This window comes from Phaeocystidibacter luteus (assembly GCF_008933115.1).
Lineage (GTDB): Bacteria > Bacteroidota > Bacteroidia > Flavobacteriales > Schleiferiaceae > Phaeocystidibacter > Phaeocystidibacter luteus.
In genome coordinates this window covers 66,137-89,013 of record NZ_WBVO01000011.1, presented here as the reverse complement: position 1 = coordinate 89,013, position 22,877 = coordinate 66,137, and the positions used below count along the sequence as shown (strand labels likewise).

Annotated in this window: 18 protein-coding genes; 5 read left to right on the top strand and 13 right to left on the bottom strand. The window is 47.0% G+C overall.

From position 1 onward, the window contains the following. Positions 1-40 precede the first annotated feature (40 nt). The 3 genes from F8C67_RS12395 to F8C67_RS12385 all read left to right on the top strand — a co-directional run bounded on the left by F8C67_RS12395 (position 41) and on the right by F8C67_RS12385 (position 948). Positions 41-292 carry a type II toxin-antitoxin system ParD family antitoxin gene (locus tag F8C67_RS12395; RefSeq protein ID WP_151668173.1) on the top strand — a complete coding sequence of 84 codons (252 nt, stop codon included), beginning with the start codon at positions 41-43 and terminating at the stop codon, positions 290-292. Continuing rightward, positions 292-594, top strand: coding sequence for a type II toxin-antitoxin system RelE/ParE family toxin (locus tag F8C67_RS14485; protein WP_151668172.1), 303 nt, complete (start codon positions 292-294; stop codon positions 592-594). The genes F8C67_RS12395 and F8C67_RS14485 overlap by 1 nt, the downstream gene beginning before the upstream one ends. Positions 595-750: 156 nt before the next feature. Further along, entirely contained in the window at positions 751-948 is a 198-nt protein-coding gene (locus F8C67_RS12385; RefSeq protein ID WP_151668193.1) for a membrane or secreted protein, read from the top strand. A gap of 1 nt (position 949) precedes the next feature. Here F8C67_RS12385 and F8C67_RS12380 read toward each other — a convergent pair whose 3' ends face one another. From F8C67_RS12380 to F8C67_RS12325, 12 genes are read right to left on the bottom strand one after another with little or no spacing between them, the layout of a single operon-like run. After that, positions 950-4,378, bottom strand: a complete 3,429-nt coding sequence (locus F8C67_RS12380; RefSeq protein WP_151668171.1) for a hypothetical protein — start codon at positions 4,376-4,378, stop codon at positions 950-952. 13 nt (positions 4,379-4,391) lie between these two features. Then, positions 4,392-5,873, bottom strand: coding sequence for a glycoside hydrolase family 30 protein (locus F8C67_RS12375; RefSeq protein ID WP_151668170.1), 1,482 nt, complete (start codon positions 5,871-5,873; stop codon positions 4,392-4,394). Beyond that, positions 5,870-7,069: a glycoside hydrolase family 16 protein gene (locus F8C67_RS12370; RefSeq protein ID WP_151668169.1), complete on the bottom strand. Its 1,200-nt coding sequence runs from the start codon at positions 7,067-7,069 to the stop codon at positions 5,870-5,872. Before F8C67_RS12370 ends, F8C67_RS12375 begins: the two co-directional genes overlap by 4 nt. A 7-nt stretch (positions 7,070-7,076) precedes the next feature. Then, on the bottom strand, positions 7,077-8,630 hold the full coding sequence (locus F8C67_RS12365) for a sugar porter family MFS transporter (protein ID WP_151668168.1): 1,554 nt from the start codon (positions 8,628-8,630) through the stop codon (positions 7,077-7,079). A 12-nt stretch (positions 8,631-8,642) separates the two neighbouring features. Next, complete coding sequence (locus tag F8C67_RS12360) at positions 8,643-9,458, bottom strand: LamG domain-containing protein (protein WP_151668167.1); 816 nt, start codon at positions 9,456-9,458, stop codon at positions 8,643-8,645. Between the two features lie 11 nt (positions 9,459-9,469). Continuing rightward, positions 9,470-10,699 carry a sugar-binding protein gene (locus F8C67_RS12355; RefSeq protein WP_151668166.1) on the bottom strand — a complete coding sequence of 410 codons (1,230 nt, stop codon included), beginning with the start codon at positions 10,697-10,699 and terminating at the stop codon, positions 9,470-9,472. Beyond that, on the bottom strand, positions 10,696-11,694 hold the full coding sequence (locus tag F8C67_RS12350; protein WP_151668165.1) for a hypothetical protein: 999 nt from the start codon (positions 11,692-11,694) through the stop codon (positions 10,696-10,698). Before F8C67_RS12350 ends, F8C67_RS12355 begins: the two co-directional genes overlap by 4 nt. A gap of 11 nt (positions 11,695-11,705) precedes the next feature. Next, a complete protein-coding gene (locus tag F8C67_RS12345) occupies positions 11,706-13,424 on the bottom strand; it encodes a hypothetical protein (RefSeq protein WP_151668164.1) in 1,719 nt (572 codons plus the stop codon). Beyond that, positions 13,424-15,391 carry a hypothetical protein gene (locus F8C67_RS12340; protein ID WP_151668163.1) on the bottom strand — a complete coding sequence of 656 codons (1,968 nt, stop codon included), beginning with the start codon at positions 15,389-15,391 and terminating at the stop codon, positions 13,424-13,426. The genes F8C67_RS12345 and F8C67_RS12340 overlap by 1 nt, the downstream gene beginning before the upstream one ends. Further along, positions 15,378-17,012, bottom strand: a complete 1,635-nt coding sequence (locus F8C67_RS12335) for a sodium:solute symporter (RefSeq protein ID WP_151668162.1) — start codon at positions 17,010-17,012, stop codon at positions 15,378-15,380. Before F8C67_RS12335 ends, F8C67_RS12340 begins: the two co-directional genes overlap by 14 nt. 11 nt (positions 17,013-17,023) lie before the next feature. Continuing rightward, positions 17,024-18,349 (bottom strand): glycoside hydrolase family 2 TIM barrel-domain containing protein, encoded by a 1,326-nt coding sequence (locus tag F8C67_RS12330; protein ID WP_151668161.1) that lies wholly within the window; start codon positions 18,347-18,349, stop codon positions 17,024-17,026. Between the two features lie 3 nt (positions 18,350-18,352). Continuing rightward, the gene (locus F8C67_RS12325; RefSeq protein ID WP_223277565.1) at positions 18,353-19,126 is read right to left on the bottom strand and encodes an NUDIX hydrolase; all 774 of its coding nucleotides are present in this window, start codon (positions 19,124-19,126) and stop codon (positions 18,353-18,355) included. A 159-nt stretch (positions 19,127-19,285) separates the two neighbouring features. On the opposite strand from F8C67_RS12325, the gene F8C67_RS12320 reads away from it, so the two are divergent. Both F8C67_RS12320 and F8C67_RS12315 read left to right on the top strand, forming a co-directional pair. Further along, positions 19,286-21,319, top strand: a complete 2,034-nt coding sequence (locus tag F8C67_RS12320) for a T9SS type A sorting domain-containing protein (protein WP_151668160.1) — start codon at positions 19,286-19,288, stop codon at positions 21,317-21,319. A 90-nt stretch (positions 21,320-21,409) separates the two neighbouring features. Then, positions 21,410-21,751, top strand: a complete 342-nt coding sequence (locus F8C67_RS12315; RefSeq protein WP_151668159.1) for a zinc ribbon domain-containing protein YjdM — start codon at positions 21,410-21,412, stop codon at positions 21,749-21,751. Positions 21,752-21,758: 7 nt separating this feature from the next. Here the strand turns inward: F8C67_RS12315 and F8C67_RS12310 are convergent, their stop codons facing one another. Next, the gene (locus F8C67_RS12310) at positions 21,759-22,769 is read right to left on the bottom strand and encodes an FAD:protein FMN transferase (RefSeq protein ID WP_151668158.1); all 1,011 of its coding nucleotides are present in this window, start codon (positions 22,767-22,769) and stop codon (positions 21,759-21,761) included. Positions 22,770-22,877 lie beyond the last annotated feature (108 nt).

Sequence of the window (22,877 nt, the reverse complement as noted above, 5' to 3'; positions counted from 1 at the left end):
TCGCGCTACCAGGAATTGGTATCTTTATTAAAAAGATGCCATGGCAAAAAACACGTCAATCTTATTAGGAGAGTATTTTAATCAGTTCATTGAAGAACAAGTCAAATCTGGAAAGTACTCTTCTGCCAGTGAAGTTGTAAGAGCTGCACTACGCGTATTTGAACATGAAGAACGCAAAAAAGCAGAACTGATTAAAGCCTTGCGTGACGGAGAGAATTCTGGCTATGCTAGAGAATATGACCACGCCAGCTACTTAAATGAATTAAAGGAGAAGTACGGCAAGAAAGACTAATGAAAATCAAGTTTAGCCGACTAGCACATTTAGACCTAGATGACATATTTCTTTACACTACTTCAAAATGGTCATTACGCTTAGCTGAAAACTACATTGATGAAGTCTTGACCTGTGTTGACCAACTACTACATTACCCGCAATCTGGGGTTAGATTAGACGGCATGCTCGCTGAATTTCGAAAAGTAAAGGTGAGAATGCATTTCATCTATTACAAAATCAACAGAAGAAGACAAGAAATCATTATTGTAAGGATCTTACACCAAAGCAGAGATATCGTCACATCGGCCGATCTGCGCTAAGCTTACCTTCTACTGTAACCTACCTCACAATCCCCTCCCAAACCTTTCACCTCTTCCCTTCTTCGCGTTTGGAACATTTTGTAATTTTGCAGCGTTCTAATCGTCTAGAGAAGTACGATTGACAAACACTAAAGCAAAGGCATCATGGCAGTTGGGTTGAAACTCTTTCTCATTGCATTCGGACTTATCGGAATCGGTTTCCTTGGAATCGCCATTAAGATTTGGGCGAAGAAGGACGGAGAGTTTGCCGGAACGTGTGCCAGCCAGAGCCCTTTCCTCAACAAAGAAGGGGAAGCTTGCAGCTTCTGCGGTGCTACTCCAGAACAGAAGTGCAAGAATCCCGAGCAGGCTTAATCTAGCCTTCCACTCTTTTCTTTTCTAACAGTACTCGAACGCGACGGATTTCTCCCGTGCGCTTGAATAGTTTTTGACTGTACATATTCGACAGCTCAACTCCATCTATTGTTGTATGGCTTCCAGTCGCGTCCGTTAGTATGATTTCCGACTTTTCACCTGCCATATATTGAATATGCGTGCCCATGTACGAGAAGTTCAAGCTATGCGGCTCTACATCAATCCGGTTGTATTCGCCCGCCGTGTCCACATATCGGAAGACTCGGTTCTCCTTCGTGAATTGTTCCACAGGCAGACTAATTGGCTTGAATGAAATCTTTCCTTCGTAAACTACCACGCCTAACTCTGCCCAACGGGCAATGATATCCTCTTTAACTTGACCTGTCATACCCGGTTGCTGAACACCCGTATGCTTTGGCGTATGCGAATAAGGGTCAATTGGGAAGCCACCATATTCAACCGGTGATTTAAGCATGCCTATGCCCTCACGTAGCTCTTTGCCTAGGGCGTATATTTCAGCGCATTCATCATCATCCATATCAAGCACCAAAGCTTTCTCCAAAGCCGCCAAGTGCAACTTTGAAACCATGTGCCAGTAGATAGAACCAAGTCCCTCATATGCGAAGAATGTCCCAGATCGCCCCGTAAAGCTCGCATGATTGAATACGCGTTCGTAGATTTCCAGGATGAGAGTCCTCTCTGATTTCACATGCTCGGCATACTGCGAATCTGTACTTAACTGATCGAGAACCGTCCGAACGTCCCTATCATTGTGCAAGTTCGGCGCAAAGCGGACTATCCCCTTGACATCCACGTTCACCAAAGATTCATCTCCCTTCGCAATTAATGCCTGAAGCAATTTCGAAGATTTAACGCGTTCTGATGAAATTATACCCTTCTCGAGGAACTTCGGCAATCGACGATCTGGATAGAGCATGTAACTCCGTTGATCTTTCCTAAAGAGCGGACTAGCCTTGAGTTTCGACATCGTGGTTTTGAACTCTTCCGCACTTGTCACTTGATTAAATGCGGCTACCTGCCCCTCTAGCATGATGTACAGGTTATCAATCCGCATCTCGTCCTTGCTGTAATTTAGCGTGTTGTAAGAGTGATACAGTCCGTCTTCCGTTCTGTTCCTATCAATTGTTTTCGATACTGATTTGAGAAGCGTCTCAAGCCACGATTTCAATTCTGATTTAGAAACTTGAGTTCGCTGTGAAGAAGGATGTTTGTAGACCGTGTTTCGGTAGGCTTCTCCAGCCTTTCCTAGCTTGCTTGCGATTTCAAAGCGCTCAGTAGCCGATATGGAATCAGCGGAACTATACGGCTCCAAGGCCTCTACAACCGAAGCAAAGAAGTCTTCAAGCTGAGCGTTCAACTCTATCTCACCTTCTAGTCTACCTACCCAATCTTCAATGAAATTGAGATATGACTTGATGTGATATACAGTAACCATGCTCAAGCCATTTCCAGCGAGAGCATTGTTTGCATCGTTCCATTCCGGACGTTGCGTATTGAGCCAAATGCCCCCGTCAGGTATAAAGTTGCTCATCTTCACGAAGAGCGTAAGCAAGAGCTTATCCAGCAAACTCGCATGAAGAATAGCATCGTCTGCATACACGAGATTCCCGTCAGCGCCTCGCTCCCTCATGCGTGAAGCAATCTCTGATTCGACCTCTCTATCGTACACAATGGTACTTCTCGGATCAGCCAGAATACTATCGAAGCCCTTGATGCGGTACGGAAGGTTGGTAAATACGAACTGCTCCCCTCGATTCAATTCGGTTAGCCCGATTGGGAAGTGTGAATTGCAGACTTCGAGCAACCTCAACAAGTATATGATTTGATGATCGCCCCAATAGCCGATGAATGACCAAGGATCGTGCGGCTCTTCCACCTCCCAATCAACCCCCTTGTTAGTGATGCGGTACGGGTTGTATCCATCTATAGTAGAGGCATTTAGGAAGCGGTGAATCACTCCAAACACGAAATAAGGATAGGAGAACGACAAGGCCTCCCAGTTCTGGAAGATGTCTCTCCAATTCCCTTCAAAACTTATCCGGTCTCCTTCCTTGGAGGATGTCACGTTGAATCGATTCCACGGGCGTGACGGATCGCCATGTCGGCGAGAGAAGCTCAGCGGCAAGTGATGAGAACACAGTCGAACTAGATCTGCATCCATGCCTTTAACCGAATCGAAAAGCTCGTTGTACGTAAGTGTTTCTGGTAGCGAATTGAAGAAGTCTACATTCGACGAATACACTTTTGGATTAAAGTGCTGAACTTCTTCTATGAGTTGACTTTTTTGAATCTCATAGCCATGTTTGAACACACCCCCGCGCATGATGTTGAAAAGCACATTGCTGTAATGGCGTGCATCCATCACGTTCTGACCGGTCTTCATCAATCCATCAGCCTGACCAACTAAATGTCGCAGGTCGTGCGTAGATTTCTTGATTTCAGTAATGAGATCATTGACTTTTCGATTCGATCCGATTCCCCTCTCTAGTGTTCCAACTATATCTGCAGCCTTTTGGGAAACATCCGCAACTATACACCAAGTTGAATGCTCCTGTGGAGCTAGCCTGATTGAAGTCGTCAAGAAGAAAGCCCCCTTTTTCCCAGTTATGTACTCTTCGTTCTCGAGCTTTTCTCCTCTTTCAAATTTCGAAGTTTGAGAGGACGACAAGAGTATGACATCAGGATTCACTCCTGCGCAATACACGAGTGTGGAGTCTAGACTTTCAGAAGGCTCTGCTCTATCTACAATACGCGCTCCCAGCGAAAAAACTGCTGCTGGGCCGTCTAATTGTTCGGCTTGCTTATACCCATCTACCAGGTTACTTCGTATCTCTTGCAACCCTTGGTTTATCCCTGCTGGAAGAACATTTTGAATACCATCAAGGCACTCAATTTCAAGTTCATCTTCACCCACATTTTCTATCCAAGATCTTTTGATGAATCCAGACTCATCGCTGCACGTCCATTCGAAACTCCAGATGAGCCCGAGATCGTGATTGATCATTTCAAAAATGAGGCGATTACCTGTATCATTTTTGAGGATATTCCGCTGAACACGGTAAATCCCTTTGTCTTCATACATGCACGGCTCCCACAAGTAGGTTTTACCGTTCTTCAACACTTTGAGAATCGTCTTTGAACCGGTAATTCCAGCGGTATCGATAATCTTATCGTGGGTGTAATATGGGAACAGCGCATTGTCTGAATTTCCTCGACCAGCTGTGATGCCACCGTTACTTCCAACAAACATCCAATGGTCGTATGGACTTACCACCGAAATGAAAAAGACGTCCATGTGATCGACGTCCGTAATCTTGTAGTACCACTCACCATCGAGTTTGAGAAATTCTCCATGCGGTGAGTTGGTACCGAATTGGGTGGGTGTGTTATGTAGAAAAGTTGAACTCATCCGAGATCGCTTGTCAATTTTGTATTTGTACTGTCTGAATCGATTCCGCCTTCAAGTTGTAGCGCCAAGCCTGACCGTTAAGTCGTACCTCAAAAGGCATATTTGCATCTGTCATATTCAACAGAACGAGTGCGTAGCTACCATCTTCATTCTTGAAACAGGTCGTCATGATACCGTCGCGTTCATAACCATCTAATGCAACGCGTACCGCTCCAGGTCGTATGAATTTACTGAAATGCCCTATCACATAGTAGAGAGGGGTGTAATAAACTTCGTTTAGCGTAGTATCCGCGATCACTGGCGCAATGCACCAATTTTGGGCGTGATTTGGGCCACCCTGTCGATCGAGAACCATGTTCCAATCAACCCAACCTTCAACCCAATTATTGAGATCGCCGATGATATCACGTGCATATCGATAGGCAGGAACGTACTTGGTGTGGTAGTGTTTGGTTTCTGGCGAAGCCCAATCCCATCCCCAATCGGTAGCTTCTTTTTTCCAATACCACGCATCGTCGCGCCAATGCGGCACCTCTGCGTCCACACAAGCCTCTGTGCTTATGATATGATGATTAGGCGCCAACTCATGCGTCCTTTGTAGAGAGGCAGGAAACCAATCATAGGTGCTATTATACCAGTGAACTGCCGTTCCGTATATGTTGGCCTTCAGTACAGAATCGGTCAAGAGAGCCTCGCTCCATTCCTCGAGCTCCGCACCTTTATTCTGGTCATAAACCAAAATCTTGGCATCAATTCCATGCTGTTCAAATGATGGGCTCAAGTGATTCACTACAAACTCTCGCATTTCTGCAGGAGTGTAGTGCATACTTTCCCAATGGCTATCGTTTCCGAGTGGCTCGTTTTCAACAGTTACCGCCCAAATGTCGATCCCTTCCGATTGAAAGGCTTCAACATATTTTGAAAAGAACTCTCCCCAAACACTGTAGTACTCTGGCAGCAACTTCCCGCCGAACCAAGCGCGATTATCCTTCATCCATGGCGGAGCTGTCCACGGCGAAGCAATGAGTTTGAAACCACTTTGAGATATGCCTTGCGCTTGTTTGATAATTGGAATGATATCATCTCTATCCTCCTCTATCGAAAAGTGCGCTAGGGCAAGATCCCCTTCAACAGGAGCGTAGGAATAGCTTTTCAATGAAAAATCGCTGCTGTTGATGTGCGTTCGGCACAAAGTGTAATCACAGCCGCTAGAGTCGAAATACGCTTTTAGCACTTCAGCCCGAAGTTCAGGAGAAAGTTTCATTAATAGATGTGAAGTAGACTCCGTAAAAGCTCCTCCAAACCCAGTAATGGTCTGGTAGGTTTCAGTTTCGTCAATCTCGATAACCCAGGTCGGATTACCCTCATAGGTTTCCACTTCAGACCAACGCTCACCCGAAGAAGTCGTTTCCACGGAACTTGCCTTCAAATTCAACTCTTCATTCGAGCAAGCTCCCAATGCCAAAATGGCTAGTACTGAATAGATTACTTTCATTCTCCCTTCGTTCTCTGGTAGACACGCACGTAATCCAAAATGAAATCTGCACGAGTGAACGTCGGCTCAATACCTTTCGCGCCGCCCCAGCCGCCACCAACTGCAAGGTTGATGATGATATTCTGTGGCTCATGAAAAGGCCATTCTAGCGAGTCTGCACTTTTATCGTAGGTGAAGTAATGCACGTCATCCAAGTACGCACGAACTTCGGTAGAATCCCACTCAATAGCGTACGTGTGAAACACCGTGTTCATGCTATCCACTTCAATCTGATCTCCGATCTGATTTCCCTTTTTGAAATAATACTTCGGGGTGTGGCAAGTAGCGTGGTTGAGTCCATTGCCCGTAGTATCGTTTATCTCGTATCCTACGCATTCGAGAACGTCTATCTCGCCGCAATACGGCCATGAAATTTCATCGACATACGAGTCGCCCAGCAACCAGCCGGCAGACCACGTTCCTCTGTCGGTTGGAATGAGGGCTCTAAACTCAATTCGACCGTAGAGAAAATCGACCTTCCCTCTTGTCGTCAATCGCGCGGATGTCCAGTTCCCATCGTCACTTTTCCGTGCTGAAATATGGAGGTTTCCATTCTTGACGTGAGCGTTTTCCAACACTCCATCTGTGTAGTACTGAAGCTCGTTATTCCCCCATCCCCAATTACCGAGGTCGTGTGTCCATTTTGTAGAATCAGGTAGTCCTGGGCTGTCAAACTCATCACTCCAGACCAACTCCCACTCGTTGCCAGACATTGTTTGCGTGAGTGTTTTTGGGGAAGGACGGTGATTGCGCAGGCGCTCAAACTGTATGTAATCAATTAACGGGTCATCCGAACTTGAATGAAGGCGAAAGGCGTGCTCCCCAGCTTGAAGTGGAGAACCGTCGATAGAGAGCGTAACCTGACCTCCTTCAAAGACAAGAGAACCGGTCACGTTATACGTCCGATCGTCGGTGTTGTGAATGTAATCCTCTAGCCAAACGGTTTGCGAGCCCTGACCAGCGATGGTCACTTTGTAGCGTCCGTCCGCGGGAATCACAAGCTTGAACTCGGCAGATTTCCCACCTTCTTCTTCAACCCAAATTTCAGATTCATCAAAAATATAAATCGTGCGTTCTTCACTAGCGGGTTGCTCTGTGCATCCCCAAAGGGCGATGCCTACGCTGAGAACAGCAAGGTGTTTGACGAAGTAGTTCATGTGGCGATTAATTCGTTACGAATTCGGCTTCGATTTCTTCGAGGGTTTTGCCTTTGGTTTCGGGGACTACACGGAGAGTGAATATCAGTCCGAACGCCGCGAAGATGCCGAAGATTAAGAAGGTCAAACTACTGCCTAAATTAGCTAGCTCCCAAGGGAATACAAGTTGTACAGAGAAACTGACTAAACCGTTTACTAAGCCCACAGCAGCAATCGCCAATCCGCGTATTTGCGTTGGAAATAGCTCCGAGAACAGCACCCACATTACTGGTCCGAGAGATACTGCGAATGAGGCAATAAATCCCAAGATAGCAATGAGTACGACTTTAGCATTCAGCTGAATACTCTGCTTTTGAAGCGTTTGAGAATTCTCTTCATACCATTCTTCGCCAAAGATGGCAATGGCATCCTCTTCGAACGCACCCAGCGATTGATATTCACGAACTTCAGTCGTGAGAACTAACTCGGATGGCATTTCCAATCCTTTGTAAGACTCACCCGAGAAGGTATAAGTAGCTTGGTAAAATGAAAACGACAAAACGAAAAGGCTGGCTGAAAGTCCGCTTAGGCCAATAATCAAAAGTGGACGTCTACCTATTTTGTCAATTAATCTCATCGCAACAACGGTGAATATCAAGTTGATAACACCGATAGAGATAGCTTGCAAAAGCGAATCAGCTCGTCCCACGCCTGTCTGTTCAAGAATCATTGGTGCGTAGAAGAAGACTGCATTGATTCCGGTAATCTGTTGAAGCACAGCAATCACCAATCCAACCATAAGCACAAAGCGAAGTGTAGGCTTAAGTAGATCAGTAATATGAGATTTCGTGGTCGTAGTTTCTAAGCTGGACTGAATCTCTGCGATTTGCTCTCGTACGTGCTTAGACTCGAAGAAAAGTGAGAAGATCTTCTCTGCCTCTTTGTCCTTCCCCTTCATGAGGAGCCATCTTGGACTTCTAGGCACCAAGAATAATCCGAGGAAGTACAATACCGCTGGTACAGCTTCTAAGCCCAACATCCAACGCCAATTGTATTTGTCAATTCCCAAGGCAGATACCCATGAAAGGTTCTGATCGGCAAGCCAAACAATGAGGTAATTCGTCACCAACGCAAGCGTGATTCCAATTACGATGTTGAGCTGATTAAATGAAACCAACTTTCCGCGTTGTTCAGAAGGGGCGATTTCTGCAATGTACATGGGCGCCAAGATCAACGACGCTCCAACACCTATACCACCTAGCATCCTTGCAATGACGAGCGTATTAAAATCTGGGGCGAGCGCGGATCCAATAGCGGATATGGTATAAACGACGGCTGCAATTCTCAAAACGGCGCGTCGACCTATTCTATCACTGAGGGGACCTGCGGCCAACATGGCAAAGGCAGAAACGAGGGTAAGCGAGCTAACAGCCCAGCCAAGCTGAAAATCGGTCAAATCAAACTCCTCGACGATAAACGGATTTACACCCGAAATCACTGAGGCATCAAACCCCATAAGCAAGCCTCCTAAGGCCACTATTAGAGCAATGCGCATTAAGCCGCGCTTCATTTCAGATTTCATAAGGGTCGGTTTTTAAAGCGGGATGTACTCAAATTTGCGGATGATAATCTCCTGACGTGTGCCGTATGCCGGTCCTCCTGGACCATTCACAAGCCACAAATTCATCCTTGCGTTGGTTGTATTTCCCGGTGCAGGTATTATGATTGGATCACTTTGGTTTCCTCCTTCGTACTTGATGCGAGCGGGGTTCGACAAATCGAAGGTCCACGATGCATCCGGCTCCCCATTTCCATAGGTCCCGCCTTTCCAGCTTTCCCATGTTATGAGGGTGTCTGTCCAGGTGAATGCATGCGTACTCACACCTATCCAATTGGAGTTATCACCCTCTGGCTTAAGCACACGCTCAGGGTTGTACGGTCCAAACGCAATGGGCTGAACTCCATACTGAAGGGTGTACTCTTCTTCCTCATCTCCCCATTTGGCAAACTCGATATCAACCTCGCTGTTTGCTTGGGTTTGAAAGGTGTTGTTGTCCCACGTGAAGAGGCCAATCACCAAGTTCGGGTCAATATTCACAGGGTCGCCCTGAAGCGTCCACACATACGTTCCATACCCCATGGTGTCTTGCGAAATCACTTCAGTGGAACGCCATTGGCCTTCGCGGAACTCAACCGATAAGTGCAAGTACCCATCGTCATCAATGAAAACGTCGTTCGGGTGCTTGGAGAAATAGTTCGGACCAGGACCTACTACAACGCTACTCGACTTGATGTCCCATTTTCGACCAGAAAAGGTGAGCGTATCGCCCTCGCGACCGTTAAAGTTCGGATCGCTCTGTTCGCAGCCAAAAGTAATGGCCAATGCGAGTGCAGCGAAAATGTGTATCATATTGAATCGTTTCATAAGTCAGCTTCTCTTCTAGTTTGAATGAGCATCTCACCCCAAAGTGCTGGATTCTTGAAGAATCCGTCCACTTCGTTATTATTCCATCGGTACTGTTTCCCGCGGCTATCTCCCTCACTGGCGTCAATGGCCAGTTCAAGACCATACAGGCGAGTCATAACGAACTCGTTCTCCCCCTCTTTTGTATAAGGAATAGCAGCCACAAACCGGTATCCGTCAGCCGTTCTCTCTGTCAGTACCATGGCGTTTTCTACAACCTCATCAGAGGTAAAGTCGAATACCATCGGATTGCTACTCATGCGAATAGCAAAGTGTCTATCTGTGCTGCGGAAGAGTGTTCTTCTTTGATAGCTTGTGAAGTCGGTCGAAAAGGCCAGTTCGATAGCATCTCCGTCATAAATATTTCTACCGGATTTGGTATTTGACAACGGGGTGTCATCTTTAACCTCACCAGCGATAAAAATCGTGTTGCCACAATGCCCTAGATACAATTGTCCGGGACCAACATCAACACTATTCCCTCGAGTGAGAATGTCTCTTTGCTTCTCGAGATTTCCAGCTTCGACACAGACCTCAGCAACACTTACGCGTTTGCGATAACCGCCCGTGTATGGAACGAGGCGAATTTCATCGAGCATGACCTCACCATCGGCTTCGAACTGAATAATCACTTGTTTGATATTCGATGCATCCGCCCCCTGTTCATCCCAATTAAATTCAGAAAGCGGGAGTTCTATTCTTGTCCACTCCGTAGTAATCTTATCCGCCTTAACCACGTTAGCATTAAGACCTAACCACGCTTGCGCACCCGTAAAATCTTCAAAGCCCATCGCCCATGGCAAGCTGGTTCTTTCACCTTCTGATAGCTTCACATAGAACTCTATTGCGCCCGTATTCTTAATGATACTCAGGTCTTTTCCGGTCCAGTTATCCCAACCAAAACCCAGGCCTAACCAAGGACAACCAGCCGAGGTTTTATTCCAGGAGATTTTAAGTCCTAAATCCCCTTCTTTGGCGGCATCTACGGATGTGGAAACAGTAAGGCATGACGTCGCCGGGGTCACCCAAGCGTCGCTAGTCATGTAATCCGAATAAATTTCTTCGCTTAAGTGAAAGGGCTTCTCTTGCTCAACATGGATATCGTTGAATACTTGATTCTCTCTGAATTCAACACAACCCGTGAGAACAAAAGCTGATATGGCCCCGTAAATGATTGTCGTTCTCATGGTTGAAAGGCTTGATTCTCAGTAAAGATCAAATTGTCCATCCACGTTTGTGAGTATCCTGAGGATGGATCGGCCAAGAAGAGTACGGACACTTGAAGTAGTTTATCTGGTTCGTGAACACCATTTCCTGCTGGATCTGCAGGCTGGCCATTCACTAGAGCTACCATATCACTATATCGGATGGAAATCATCTGCCAACCTACATCCAATCCCTTCAACTCCAAGGAATACATATCCTCGTTGTTCTGATTGTAAATCCCGTTTTCATTCTCATCCTCTCGGAATTGGAAGAGCACGATTTCATTTGTAATCCCCGCAGGCTTGTACAGGAATACGTTGAAGTACACCTGATCTGGATTGGGGTTTAACGGAAAGAGTGCCTCATTGTACGCGCTAGCAGGAAAGTCAATCAAGCCAATGAGGTAATCAAAATTCACCTCACCCCCCATATCGAAATAATGCTCTTTCTCTGCGGCTGAATCCGCCTGAACGATATTCCAGCTCATGTCGGCCCCAGATTGGGCGAAAGAGTTCCACCCAGGATTCATACCCGATTCAAAATCAGCTATCACAAATCCAGTGGTGACACGCACACTGTCTACATTGATTTGTGGAATCGTATCTCCATACCCCTCTTCAGGAACCGTAATGTATGCCATGCAGGCCTCTCGCTTGAACATCGGAAGATTCGTCGTGGTACCATTCCAAAGGGCATTCTCCGCATCCACCACTTTTGATTTACCCGTGAAGATTTTCTCAGCTCCAGAAGTTTCGCCTACAATGTGAATCTCCCAGTCGACCGTTTTGCTAAAACGCGCCGTGAAGTGAAGGTTTTGTCCACTCGCGAAATTCACAGTGTTTCGGGTGACCTCAAAGTCTTGCAAAACGCTAAAGTCGCCGTAGAGCTCGTCTAAGCTCGGACCTTGCGGATCCGTGTCGCGATCGCAACTAACTAGTGCGACTGATACTGCGGCTAAGGTTAATATCTTTCTCATAATGCGATTATTTAAAACTTCATGGTGAAGTAGATAGTCCAAGTATTCATGTGGTAAGGCAAGCTGCTACCGGTGTTATCTTCCCAGTTTGCAGTTTGATACATGACGCGTAATGCCGAGGCATCCGTAAACTCATACAACAGGCCGGCACCAGCAATATGTTCGCTGTAGTCTGTGTCGTATTCAATGAAGTCGATGATCTGCGTGTAGTCGTCACGCTCCTCCAATAAGGTTGACCCTTGAGATGACCAGATTCTGTATTCACCTATTACGGACAAATCACCCACTAGCGTTGCCTTAACGTTGAAGCTTGAGAATTGTGTTCCCAAGTCGATAGACTCGTAAGCTTGCGCCCCACTTCTCGAAGTTTGCTGCATTCCATATGCGCCTCCGATATTGAGCTGATACGAATCCCAACCGATAAGCTGACCAACCTTTACCTCAGCACTTGCCACCGCGGTGGAATAGCTTGTGAGCGCCTCGGTTCCAAGACCGACAACATCTTGCAACATGGCTGCGTCAACATTCACGTTCCATGCACTACGATCACCCGTGTACCCTAGTGTACCGTAAACGCCTCGTCTGTTCGGCGTTGCAACGCCGTACGGAGTTACGTTGTCGTATCTCGGGTCGTACGCCATTAGACCGGCCGAAATTTGAGTTTGATACAAGGATGCGTCTCTGCTTAAGTCTAACATTGTGAGCGGACGTACCTGTTGGTCATTACCATATCGCGTATATGAAATCGGATTCTTCGCGTAATCGATTCTCAAGGTTTGTGCACCCGGACTACGGAAGTTTGCGCCAACGTTGCGGTATCCCACTTCGGCTTTCCACCCCGTAACTCCACTGTTCCAATTCAGCTTGAAGTCGTAGAAGTAATCATTGAGCGTTGGCGCGTTGGCGTCCCCTTCCCAATACATACTCGATGTTCCTGCCTCCATGGCTAAAGCTACTCGACCGAAGCCAAAGTCAGCACCGTATTCGGTAGACAAGGTGGCCACAGGGTTTCTGAGGAATACCGTGGCATCACTTGTTCCACTCAAGTCGAATAAGTTCGCATACTGACCACCAATTCGGAAGTTTTCACTTTGAACGAGTACAACACTACCTCCACCGAAAAGTCGGTCATCGAAGGCTGCAAAGTCCGTTGGACGTACGCGTGTCGTGAACAAATTGAATTGTGCTTCTTCAAAGATCGATCGAAACTGAAGGGCAAAATCTACAGCTGCACCTTGCTGACGCCAAGTTTGATCGTCGGTATAGAATACATCGTACTGGATTTGCTCTAAGGGTGTCGACGTGATTTCACCGGCAAAGGAATTCACTAACGCAGGTGAGTTATTGAAGGTATACGGACTCAATTTGTAGTTGATATCCCCGAGCTGGTAGCCGACTACCCCACCGATGATACCTTTCACATAGAGTTGTCGAACGTCGAACGTTACGCCCGAGCCCCAGAAGCCGCCGTAGTCGTTTCGAATACGAACCATGCCCTGAATGAAGATATTCTCACTTGGCAGGATGTTCACCCCAAGGTCCACCATGGTGTGTCCAGATTCTTGTCTCCGTGAGGTTACGGTATCGGCTTCAGCCCCACCTGTGTGGAAACCGTCGCCATACATTACCCCTCGGGCCGCGCCGGATACCCAAACCTTTTTCTGGGCGAATGTGTCGGTAGATCCGAGAACAACCAACACCAATAGAAGGAGTTTTATACTGTTTTTCATCAGAAAAAGATTTTTAATTCGAGGCTACTTTCTTGACCACTAAACTTGTCGAGCGGGAAACTCGAGTCCTCAAAAGAGAACCATCTGTGACGGAAGAAAAGGCCGGCGTTTTTGGATAGGCTAACGTCAAACCCAACACCTACTCCCCATCCAGTTTGGTTAACTGGACGAAGCGTTTCAGAGTTGAGCTCAGTTTGGTAATTCGCAATGCTACGCTCGTAACCGAGGTATGAATTCAAAATGAAGGTCTTATTTAACTCGTAGAACATCTCGAGTTCTGAGTTATACTGACGCAGATAGGCGTCTTCTGAGAATACCGGAAGAATCGAAAACTCTGGCTGAGCGGTATAGTATCTACCGAGGAAGAACGCGTAAAAATTGCGATGGGCAATCTTAGTCTTGTACTTCGCATGCACTTCCATTTGCGTGAATTTCTTTGGGTTCACTGCAATACCAAGGCTATCATCTGTAACCTCTAACACTTGGTAAGCATCGCGATAGGCCTTGTTGTAGTTTCCATAAGGACCCACGTTGTTCGGGAAGTTCCATCTCCAGAATCTCGATCTGGTCAATTGATTCACGAAGTGTGAGTAGGTTATCCGATTCTGGAAAGCCTCAATTTCGGTGGATACGCCATACCCCAAGCCGATATTCCATTTACCCAGTCTCACAGCGGTGTTTAGGTTCAAACCGGTACGGTTATTCGTCATCTGACCGATTTGAACAATGGAGCTACTGAATGGTGTGAGCACGTTTGCAGCCTGAGTTCCGGTACCACCTGTCGGCGATTGGTTAATCCCTTGGAAATCTTCGAGTGAAGTATTCCAGAATATGGCGTTGTTGTTCACCACATAAGGGCTAATGCGGTAGTAGTGGATCTCAATTGGAATAGGAAGTAAGTTTCGTGTGGCGGTCACCTTGGCTGAAATCGCCTCGCCCCAAGGGTAATCGGTCACACCACTTTTGTATCTACCTGCTCCTATTTCAACTTGATAAATGAAATTAGGATAGATGCTCTTCCACTCCAGTGTATGCATGTTGAAGCCTTGAATATTCTCATTCAAGCTATCTGCCCATGTAGTGTTGTTGAGTGTGTTGAAACTGATGAAGTCATTCTCACCATACGTTTTCTGAAGTCTACCTCCGTAAGTGCTATTTGGGATAGAAAGAAATCCACCGTTGAGTTCCGTTTTACCAAAAAGTCCGGCGAAACTCCATCCATCAGGCAGGTTAATACCTTCTAGAATGATGCCTTGAACGGCTCTCTCGCCCCAACGTAAATCTTGATATACATCTCCGTTGCGGTACATCTGTTCGTAACGAACTCCGAGTTCATTGCCGATAGGATCCCATGGGTTTCTTTCAGTAAGAGTGAAACGATTGTAGCCGCGGAAACCAGCTAGGGTCAGGTCGCTCATTGAGAACCAATGGATACCCCCTAGGCGGACATTAAACGTACCGTGCGTAGTCTGATAGGAACCGTAGAAATTCATCCCCAAGTTCAACCCCATGCTTTGACCAAGGCGCGTTCCACTCAGTGGATCCCAAACGGATGGTCGGTTTGCATTGGAAACCTGTCCGGTGTACGTCGGACCAATATTTCCTTCCAGGAATTGGAACATGAAGATGTCGAAACCCCACGAGACATTCTTGCTCGGTCGGCCATAAACGTTCATGAGAAGGTTTGGAAGCTGACTATCATCGCCGATAAAGAGCGTTCGATTGTCCAATATCGCTCCTGAATTTGGATCGATGAGGTACGGGGCGTCCATCTGGAGATTGGTGCCGAAGAAACGATAGAACCCGCTCACTTTGAGCTGGTAGATTTCATCGGGCTTCTCCTTCGGGAAGGTCCCTCGCCGCCAGTCGAACGTGGTCGAATCTGAGGTAAGTTGCGACCATCCTTGGGTCGCGAACCCCAGAGTCAGGCCCAGTAAGGCGACTCGTATTAATTTATGCAAATACATACCATAGGATTAGGATAGCGAGCACGAGAATGACCGAAAGAACTTTGTTCAAACGAGATCCCGATAGAGCTTCAGCCCCACTCACGAGTTCAGTATTAAAGGCTCCTTCCACTGATGCCGACTTTCCTCTGCTCACGAAGTAGAGCACGGATACGCATACAGTGAAAAGGAATATTGCAAAGTGCAGGAAGTTCATTTCGGTGAACCAACGGAGGAAGGTTGGCAAGGAAATCGAAGCCGCTTCAAGAATGAGGCGTAAAAGCCCGAGGACAGATCCAACGATAAGGGCATATTTAGCGCCCTTGGCATCCACTCGTTTGGAGGTGACCCCCAATAGGAATACGGCCGCAATAGGTGGCGCAATGTACGCTTGAAGGCTTTGCAACTTTTGGAACAATCCTCCTTGAAGGGATTGAAGTACTGGAATCCAGGCTAAACTTAGCAGGATAATGATAACGGTAGCAACTCTACCAATCCATACCAATTGAACATCCTGCACGTCGGGCTTCAACCTCCGGTAAATGTCCATGGTAAAAAGTGTAGAACACGAGTTGAATACGGAAGAAAGCGAGCTCATCAATGCGGCGATGAGTCCGGCTATGAGCAATCCTCTAAAACCAACAGGAAGCACGGCCATACTCAGCATAGGCAGCGCAGCATCGTGGGCTACCTTACCGTCAATGATCGGGAATTGAAAAGCGGGATTCTCTCCGAGTGTCATCGAATACGCTATCACACCGGGAATCACAAAAATGAAAAGAGGCGATAGCTTCAGGAATCCTGCGAAGATTGCTCCTTTGCGTGCCTCTTTGAGATTTCTAGCGGCGAGAACTCGTTGTACGATGAATTGATCTGTACACCAATACCAAACCCCGAGGATTGGCGCTCCGAAGAGAATGCCTGTCCATGGGAAATTTGCGTCATTCACCGATCGCCACAGGCTGAGATATGCAGGTTCTGTCTTCTCAACCACCGTTTCCCAACCGCCCGCCTTATCCAGACCAAAAATGGTGAGGGCGATTGCTCCGCCCAAGAGCACGAACAGCTGAATCAAGTCGGTATAAACAACAGCCTTAAAGCCACCAATGATGGTGTATAAACCGGTTACAGCAACTATAATGAGCGATGCAGTCCAAAAATCTACGGGTAAAAAGGTAGTGAGGACAAGTCCACCGGCCACGATGGTGATTGAAATCTTTGTAAGAATATAAGCGAGGATACTCACCCATGATAGATACTTCCGAGACCACGTATCATACCGCAGTTCCAAAAACTCTGGCATCGTAAACACTTTGCTTCTGAGGTAGAATGGAACGAAAAGCCATCCTAAGAGCAAGAGCATAAATGCAGCGAGGATTTCAATTTGGGCCGCTGCAAAGTCGCCTGATGCGCCTGCACCAGAAAGACCCACGAGGTGTTCGGAACCAATATTTGAGGCGAAAAGCGAAGCGCCAACCACAAACCAACCGAGATTCCGGCCTCCGAGGAAGTAATTTGAAGCTCCATCTGCCGGCTTCTGCTTTCCCTTCTTGAAAATGGTGAAGCCCACCACAACAAAAATGAAGGCGAAGTATCCAGCGATAACGAGATAGTCGGTAGTATTTAGGGCGAGGGAGTTCATTTAATATCCATCTACTCTGGAATAGTTAGCGTGCGTTCCTTCATTTGAATGAAGTTCGGTTGCGGATCGTCCGATGTGCGGGGCAATACATAGAAAGGGAAGTTTGCGTAGGCCGTGCGCCCATCCTCTCCTCTCACAAAAACAAATAACCTGTAGGCTCCTTCTTCTTCGGGAGCTGTGAGTTTTACCGAGTTATCTCTCCGCCTGCTTAGTACCCCAAGTACAGGTGGGAGCGCTTCTTCAAAATCACCACCGGCTGATTGCGCGGCGCTTTCTGAATACACCACCCAATCTACATCTGCATCGCGGGAGTATTGAAACTGAAGTTCGGCCGTATAGGAATCTCTTGATTTGAGATAGAGACTTGAGTCTTGAATTTGCCCATCCAACGTAAGTGATTGAATAGACGGGGCGGCAACTTCAGGAGCTGTTCCTCTCCAGGCCTTGTACAATCGATCGAGAGGTTCAGTTGGCGCACCGTCTGCGGTAAACAAGCCGTACCAGGTTGAGGTAGTCTCTTGTTTTTGCCCCCATAGGAAGACATACGATCCCACGCATCGGTCGCGGTAAGCCGCTATGTATTTGTCGAAACGCTCGGCATAGGATGCCGACTTCTCCGTGCTGGTTTGCTCAAGCGGCGCTCCCCATTTGGTGGATGCAACTTCCCAGTGTCCATTTGGCCCCCATTCGGAAATGATGAAAGGTCCATCCCATCCATACTGGAGGATTTCGCCCGGCACTTTGCCAATGTCACCATATGTATTCACGCCGTAGATGTCGATATCTGGAGCTTTGGTCTTTACTAAGTAAACTTCGGTGGAATCAAGTCCGGCTGTTACCGTACTCGTCGGATGATTTGGATCCACTTCGTGAATCATGGCAGCTATATCCTGAATAGCGTCCCAAACTTTGGTATTCGAATAGAAGAGATCAACCTCATTGCCAATTCCCCACATGAGGAGCGCTGGGTGATCTTTGTATTTCTGAACTACAATTTTGAATCGATTGAGCTGGTTGAGAACCGCCGCCTCGTCGTTGTAATCGAACCCGTGGCGTTCATGCTGAACCCAAAGACCGAACATGACGGTAAGTCCTCTTTCATGAGCGGCATCGAGAATCTCGTCGGCATCTTCCGCACTCCACGTTCGGATAGAATTGCCTCCGAGAGCAACAAGTTGATCCAGGTGATCATGTCCGCCCGCACCTTTTATATAGTACGGTTCACCGTTTCTCATGAGGGTCCATCCACTTCCGGTATTTACCACCTCAACAGGTATTGCTTGGGCAGAAACAAGAAGTGTAGATAAAACGCAAATTGCAAGGTAGAGCTGTTTCATAATCTAGATTTGAATAGAAAAGCCATTGGCGCGAAGCTCATCGTACTTATCGGAATCGAAAGAGTACAAACGAGCGGGACGATGTGGAACACCTTCTTGGAACTCGTTTAGGTCTTTCAAGAATTTTGCACTTAGAATGCGCTTTCTAAAGTTAGCCTTATCAAACTTCACATTCAAGAGTGCTTCGTAAAGGTTTTGAAGGTCGGCAAGTGTAAACTTCTCCGGAAGCAACTCAAAACCAATAGGTTCCTTGCGCACTTTATTTCGAAGAATATCCACTGCATCCTTTAGAATTTGATCGTGATCGAAGGCTAATTGCGGCACATCTTCAAGTGATGTCCAGTACACGCCCTCGGCCCAAGCTGAAGCATGCGGATCGTGTTTGGCGATATCTATAATGGAGTAAACCCCTGTTGTAATAACCCTGGCCACAGGGTGACGATCTACGGCAGAATAGGTTTTGGTCTGTTCTACATTATGTTCGTCAATGCCCGTAAGGTCCTTTAAGATTCTGTGAGCGGCCACTTCGATGGTCTCATTGGGATAAACAAGGTCACCCGGAAGGGCCAGTTGTCCTTGAAAGGGTGCAGCACCACGCTTGATGAGTAACACCTTTAGTTGATCGTCGTGATAGCCGAAAACAATGGAATCGACTGACATTCCGAACTGGAAGAACTTCTCGTAGGGTATCTCATAATATGGAACGGCAAACTGTTTATTGACGCCATTCTCTTTTATCTCTGTGGCCATAACATCACGTGCTTGAGTAGGTTTCAAATATATAGGAATTTGAACTAATTGTACAAATGACTATAAGTATTTAAATTTTATTCCACTGATAATCAGTATTATAAAAAGTTGCAAGTGTAATTTTCACACGTCTTATTGTTTTAATCACCAAAAGGTCTATATATTTGGAATTCAAATTCAAGACTCATGAAGAAGTATTACATTTTAATTTTGATGTTGTCATTCGGTTTGGCTCACGCACAGCTAAATCAGATTGACCTCCCTATCGATTGGGAAGGAAGTACTACCGATTACACTGTTACGGATTTCGGTGGAGCACTTTCAACTGTTCAAGCGGATCCGAACAACATGTCGAACACCGTCTTGAAAACAGACAAGCCAAACACAGCTCAAACTTGGGCTGGAACAACGCTCAGTACATCGAACGGCCTTGCCACTGCAATTCCTTTTGCTTCTAGCACGGTTATTCTCGTAGATGTATGGTCAGCGGATTCAGGTGTAACGGTTCGCCTCAAGGCCGAAGACCACACCAACAACACTATTACAGTGGAAACCGATGCGATGACTACCGTTGCCGGTGGTTGGCAAACACTCGCTTTTGATTTCAGCAATCAAGCCCCGGGTACTGCCGCATTGAATACTTCGAATACATACGACATGCTGTCGATCTTCTACAACTTTAATACAGTTCCTGCTGCGACTCAAACCTACTATGCCGATAGCGTACGCATGGGCGCCGGTTCTAGTCTAGCTCAAATCGCACTCCCTATCAATTGGGAAGGAACTACTACGAACTACACGGTTTCCGACTTTGGCGGTAACGCTTCTCAAGTTGTAGTTGACCCTACGAACGCAAGCAACATGGTACTTGAGTCTCAAAAGACTGCAGGTGCTCAAACTTGGGCCGGTACAACACTCGGCGCTGGTTCTGGTCTTGCTTCACCTATTCCATTCGCAGCGGGAAACACCACAATGACGGTTCGTGTTTGGTCACCAGATGCAGGTATTGAAGTACGCCTCAAAGCAGAGGACGTAACCGACCCTACAAAATCTGTTGAAACCGTAGACACAACTACTGTAGCGAACGGATGGCAGATCATGACCTTCGATTTCGCTAACCAAGCAGCTGGAACAGCTCCTATTAACTTTGCGACTACGTACAACAAGCTTTCGATTTTCTACAACTTTGGTGTAGACGGAGCTACGGCAGGCTTGAAAACCTACTACTGCGACGACGTAATGATGAGCAGCGCTAATCCTCCAGGAACGTACAACGTGACTTTCCGTGTGGACATGAGCACATATACTGGGTCTTACACCACTCCAGAAGTTAACGGTGAATTCAACAACTGGTGCGGTAACTGTGCTCCACTTGCTGACCCTGATGGGGATGACATCTGGGAGCTTACAGTGCCTATCATGGCTGACTCTATCGAGTACAAGTTCTCTTACGACAACTGGGCCGGACAAGAATCATTGAGCCCTGGCTCACCTTGTACTAAGACAAACGGCAACTTCACAAACCGTTTCATGTACGTGACTGCTGATACCGTTCTCGAAGCCGTTTGCTGGGAGTCTTGCGCAACATGTACTGGAGCTCCAGTGAGTGCAAACGTTACTTTCCAAGTAGACCTATCTAACTACTCTGGTTCTTATACCGAAGTAAACATCAACGGTACTTTCAACAACTGGTGCGGTAACTGCGCAGTGATGACAGACGCCAACATGGATTCTATCTACGAAATCACCATCAACGTTCCTACCGATACCATCGAGTACAAGTTCACGCTTGACGGATGGACTGTAGACGAAACATTGACTTCTGGCGACCCGTGCACAATCACTGTGATCGACGGCGGAAACACTTTCGTGAACCGTTACTTCGTTCCAAGTGCAGACACCACATTGCCAGTAGTTTGCTGGGAAGAGTGTTCAGATTGTGAGAGCATCGGCATCGATGAGTCCGACTGGGCTAACCTCATCTCTATCACTCCAAACCCTTCTAACGGCTTGATCTTCGTTGATGCGAATTTCGACAGCTACAACGACATCGACATTCAAGTTGTAAACATTCAAGGACAAACTGTCTATGAGTCAAGTAAATCATCCAATGCTCTTAAGGAAGTCGTGGACCTTACTGAAGCACCTAACGGGATTTACTTTGTGCGAATCTCAAACGGACAGTTTACTCATGCTGAGAGAGTGCTGATTGCACACTAAGCAAAGTGTACTTTTTGCAATCAAAGAGCGGTGGCCATTTGGTCGCCGCTTTTTTTTATTCCTTCCTCCCAATTGGAGTACTTTTGCCAAATGAGCGAAAACACTACTCCCCCTTGCCCGGAATGCGATTCACCCTATGCCTACTCCACCGGCGGCGAAGTTCTTACCTGTCCGGATTGCGGACACGAATGGAACCCAAACATTGAGGAAGAGTCGGGTCTAGTGGTAAAAGACGCCAACGGCAATCGACTTGAAGATGGAGATACTGTCGTGGTTCTGAAAAACCTACCCGTAAAAGGAGCATCTGGTCCCGTTAAAGCAGGAACCAAGGTGAAGAATATTCGCCTCACCGACGGGGATCACAACATCGATTGCAAGATAGATGGCTTTGGCGCTATGGCCTTGAAGTCGGAGTTTGTGAAGAAGGCGTAAGTCCGATCTACTTCTCCATTTTCTGGAATCCAGCCGACCTCCATACTTCCCATTCGCCAGAAAGTCCCGAGTACACGAAGTACCCTTCGATGTCATCCGTATTCTCCACGAACCTGCGCGCCTTGTCCAATCCCATTACCATACAAGCTGTGGCTATGGCATCCGCACGCTCGCAGTCAGCGGCAATAATGGAAACGCTCAAGAGTCGATCTCGAACGGGATAGCCCGTAGATGGATCAATCGTGTGGCTGTACTTCACACCTGTTTCTTCATCTACCCAAAACTTGCGGTAATTACCAGAAGTAGCCAACGAAGCGCTATCCAACCCTATAATGACCTGGAATCGCTCCTGTTGAATCTCCTCGCTAGGCTTGTCGATACCCACCACCCAAGGTTCACCTCTCAAGTTCACTCCGCGGGCACGCATTTCACCTCCTACCTCAATGAGGTAATCCGTCACATTCTTAGAATCCAGGAAGTTCGCAATTACGTCCACTGTGTACCCTTGGGCAATAGCGTTAACGTCAACCTTCAATCCGTCTGGACGAACATACCTTCCACTTTTCTCAATCTGAAGCTTCTGCCATCCCACAACTGTGAGCGTGGAATCGACCATGGCGGAATCAATCTCAGAACGGTTTTCGGCACCAAAACCCCAGAGGTTCACGATGGGGCCAATCGTCATGTCAAAAGCGCCATCCGTCTCTCGCGCAATGGCCTTGCTTCGAACCATGGTGTGCATGAAATGCGCATCTAGCGTAGAGTCCAACTCCCCCTTATTGAACTTGGAAAGCGTGCTCTTCGGATTCCAGGCAGACAGGCTTCTATCAATATCAAAAAGGATAGAATCGATGCTGCGCTGATAATCTACACCCGTGGGAACCTGGTAAGAAATGCTGTAGGTTGATCCCTGTGCTGGGCCTTTATTTATGCGGAGAAACATTTCATTCTCGCCATTTCCACAGCTTACCAAGACAGAGATAATCACCCATAGAGAAAGTAGTCGCATCCATTTCATGTGGACAAAGATAACGACGTGAAGGATTCCAAAGCAGATTGAAACCAGAGAACATGTTAAAGCATCATTGACTGAAAATCAGAATGATTATCTTCATCGAACCTGCTA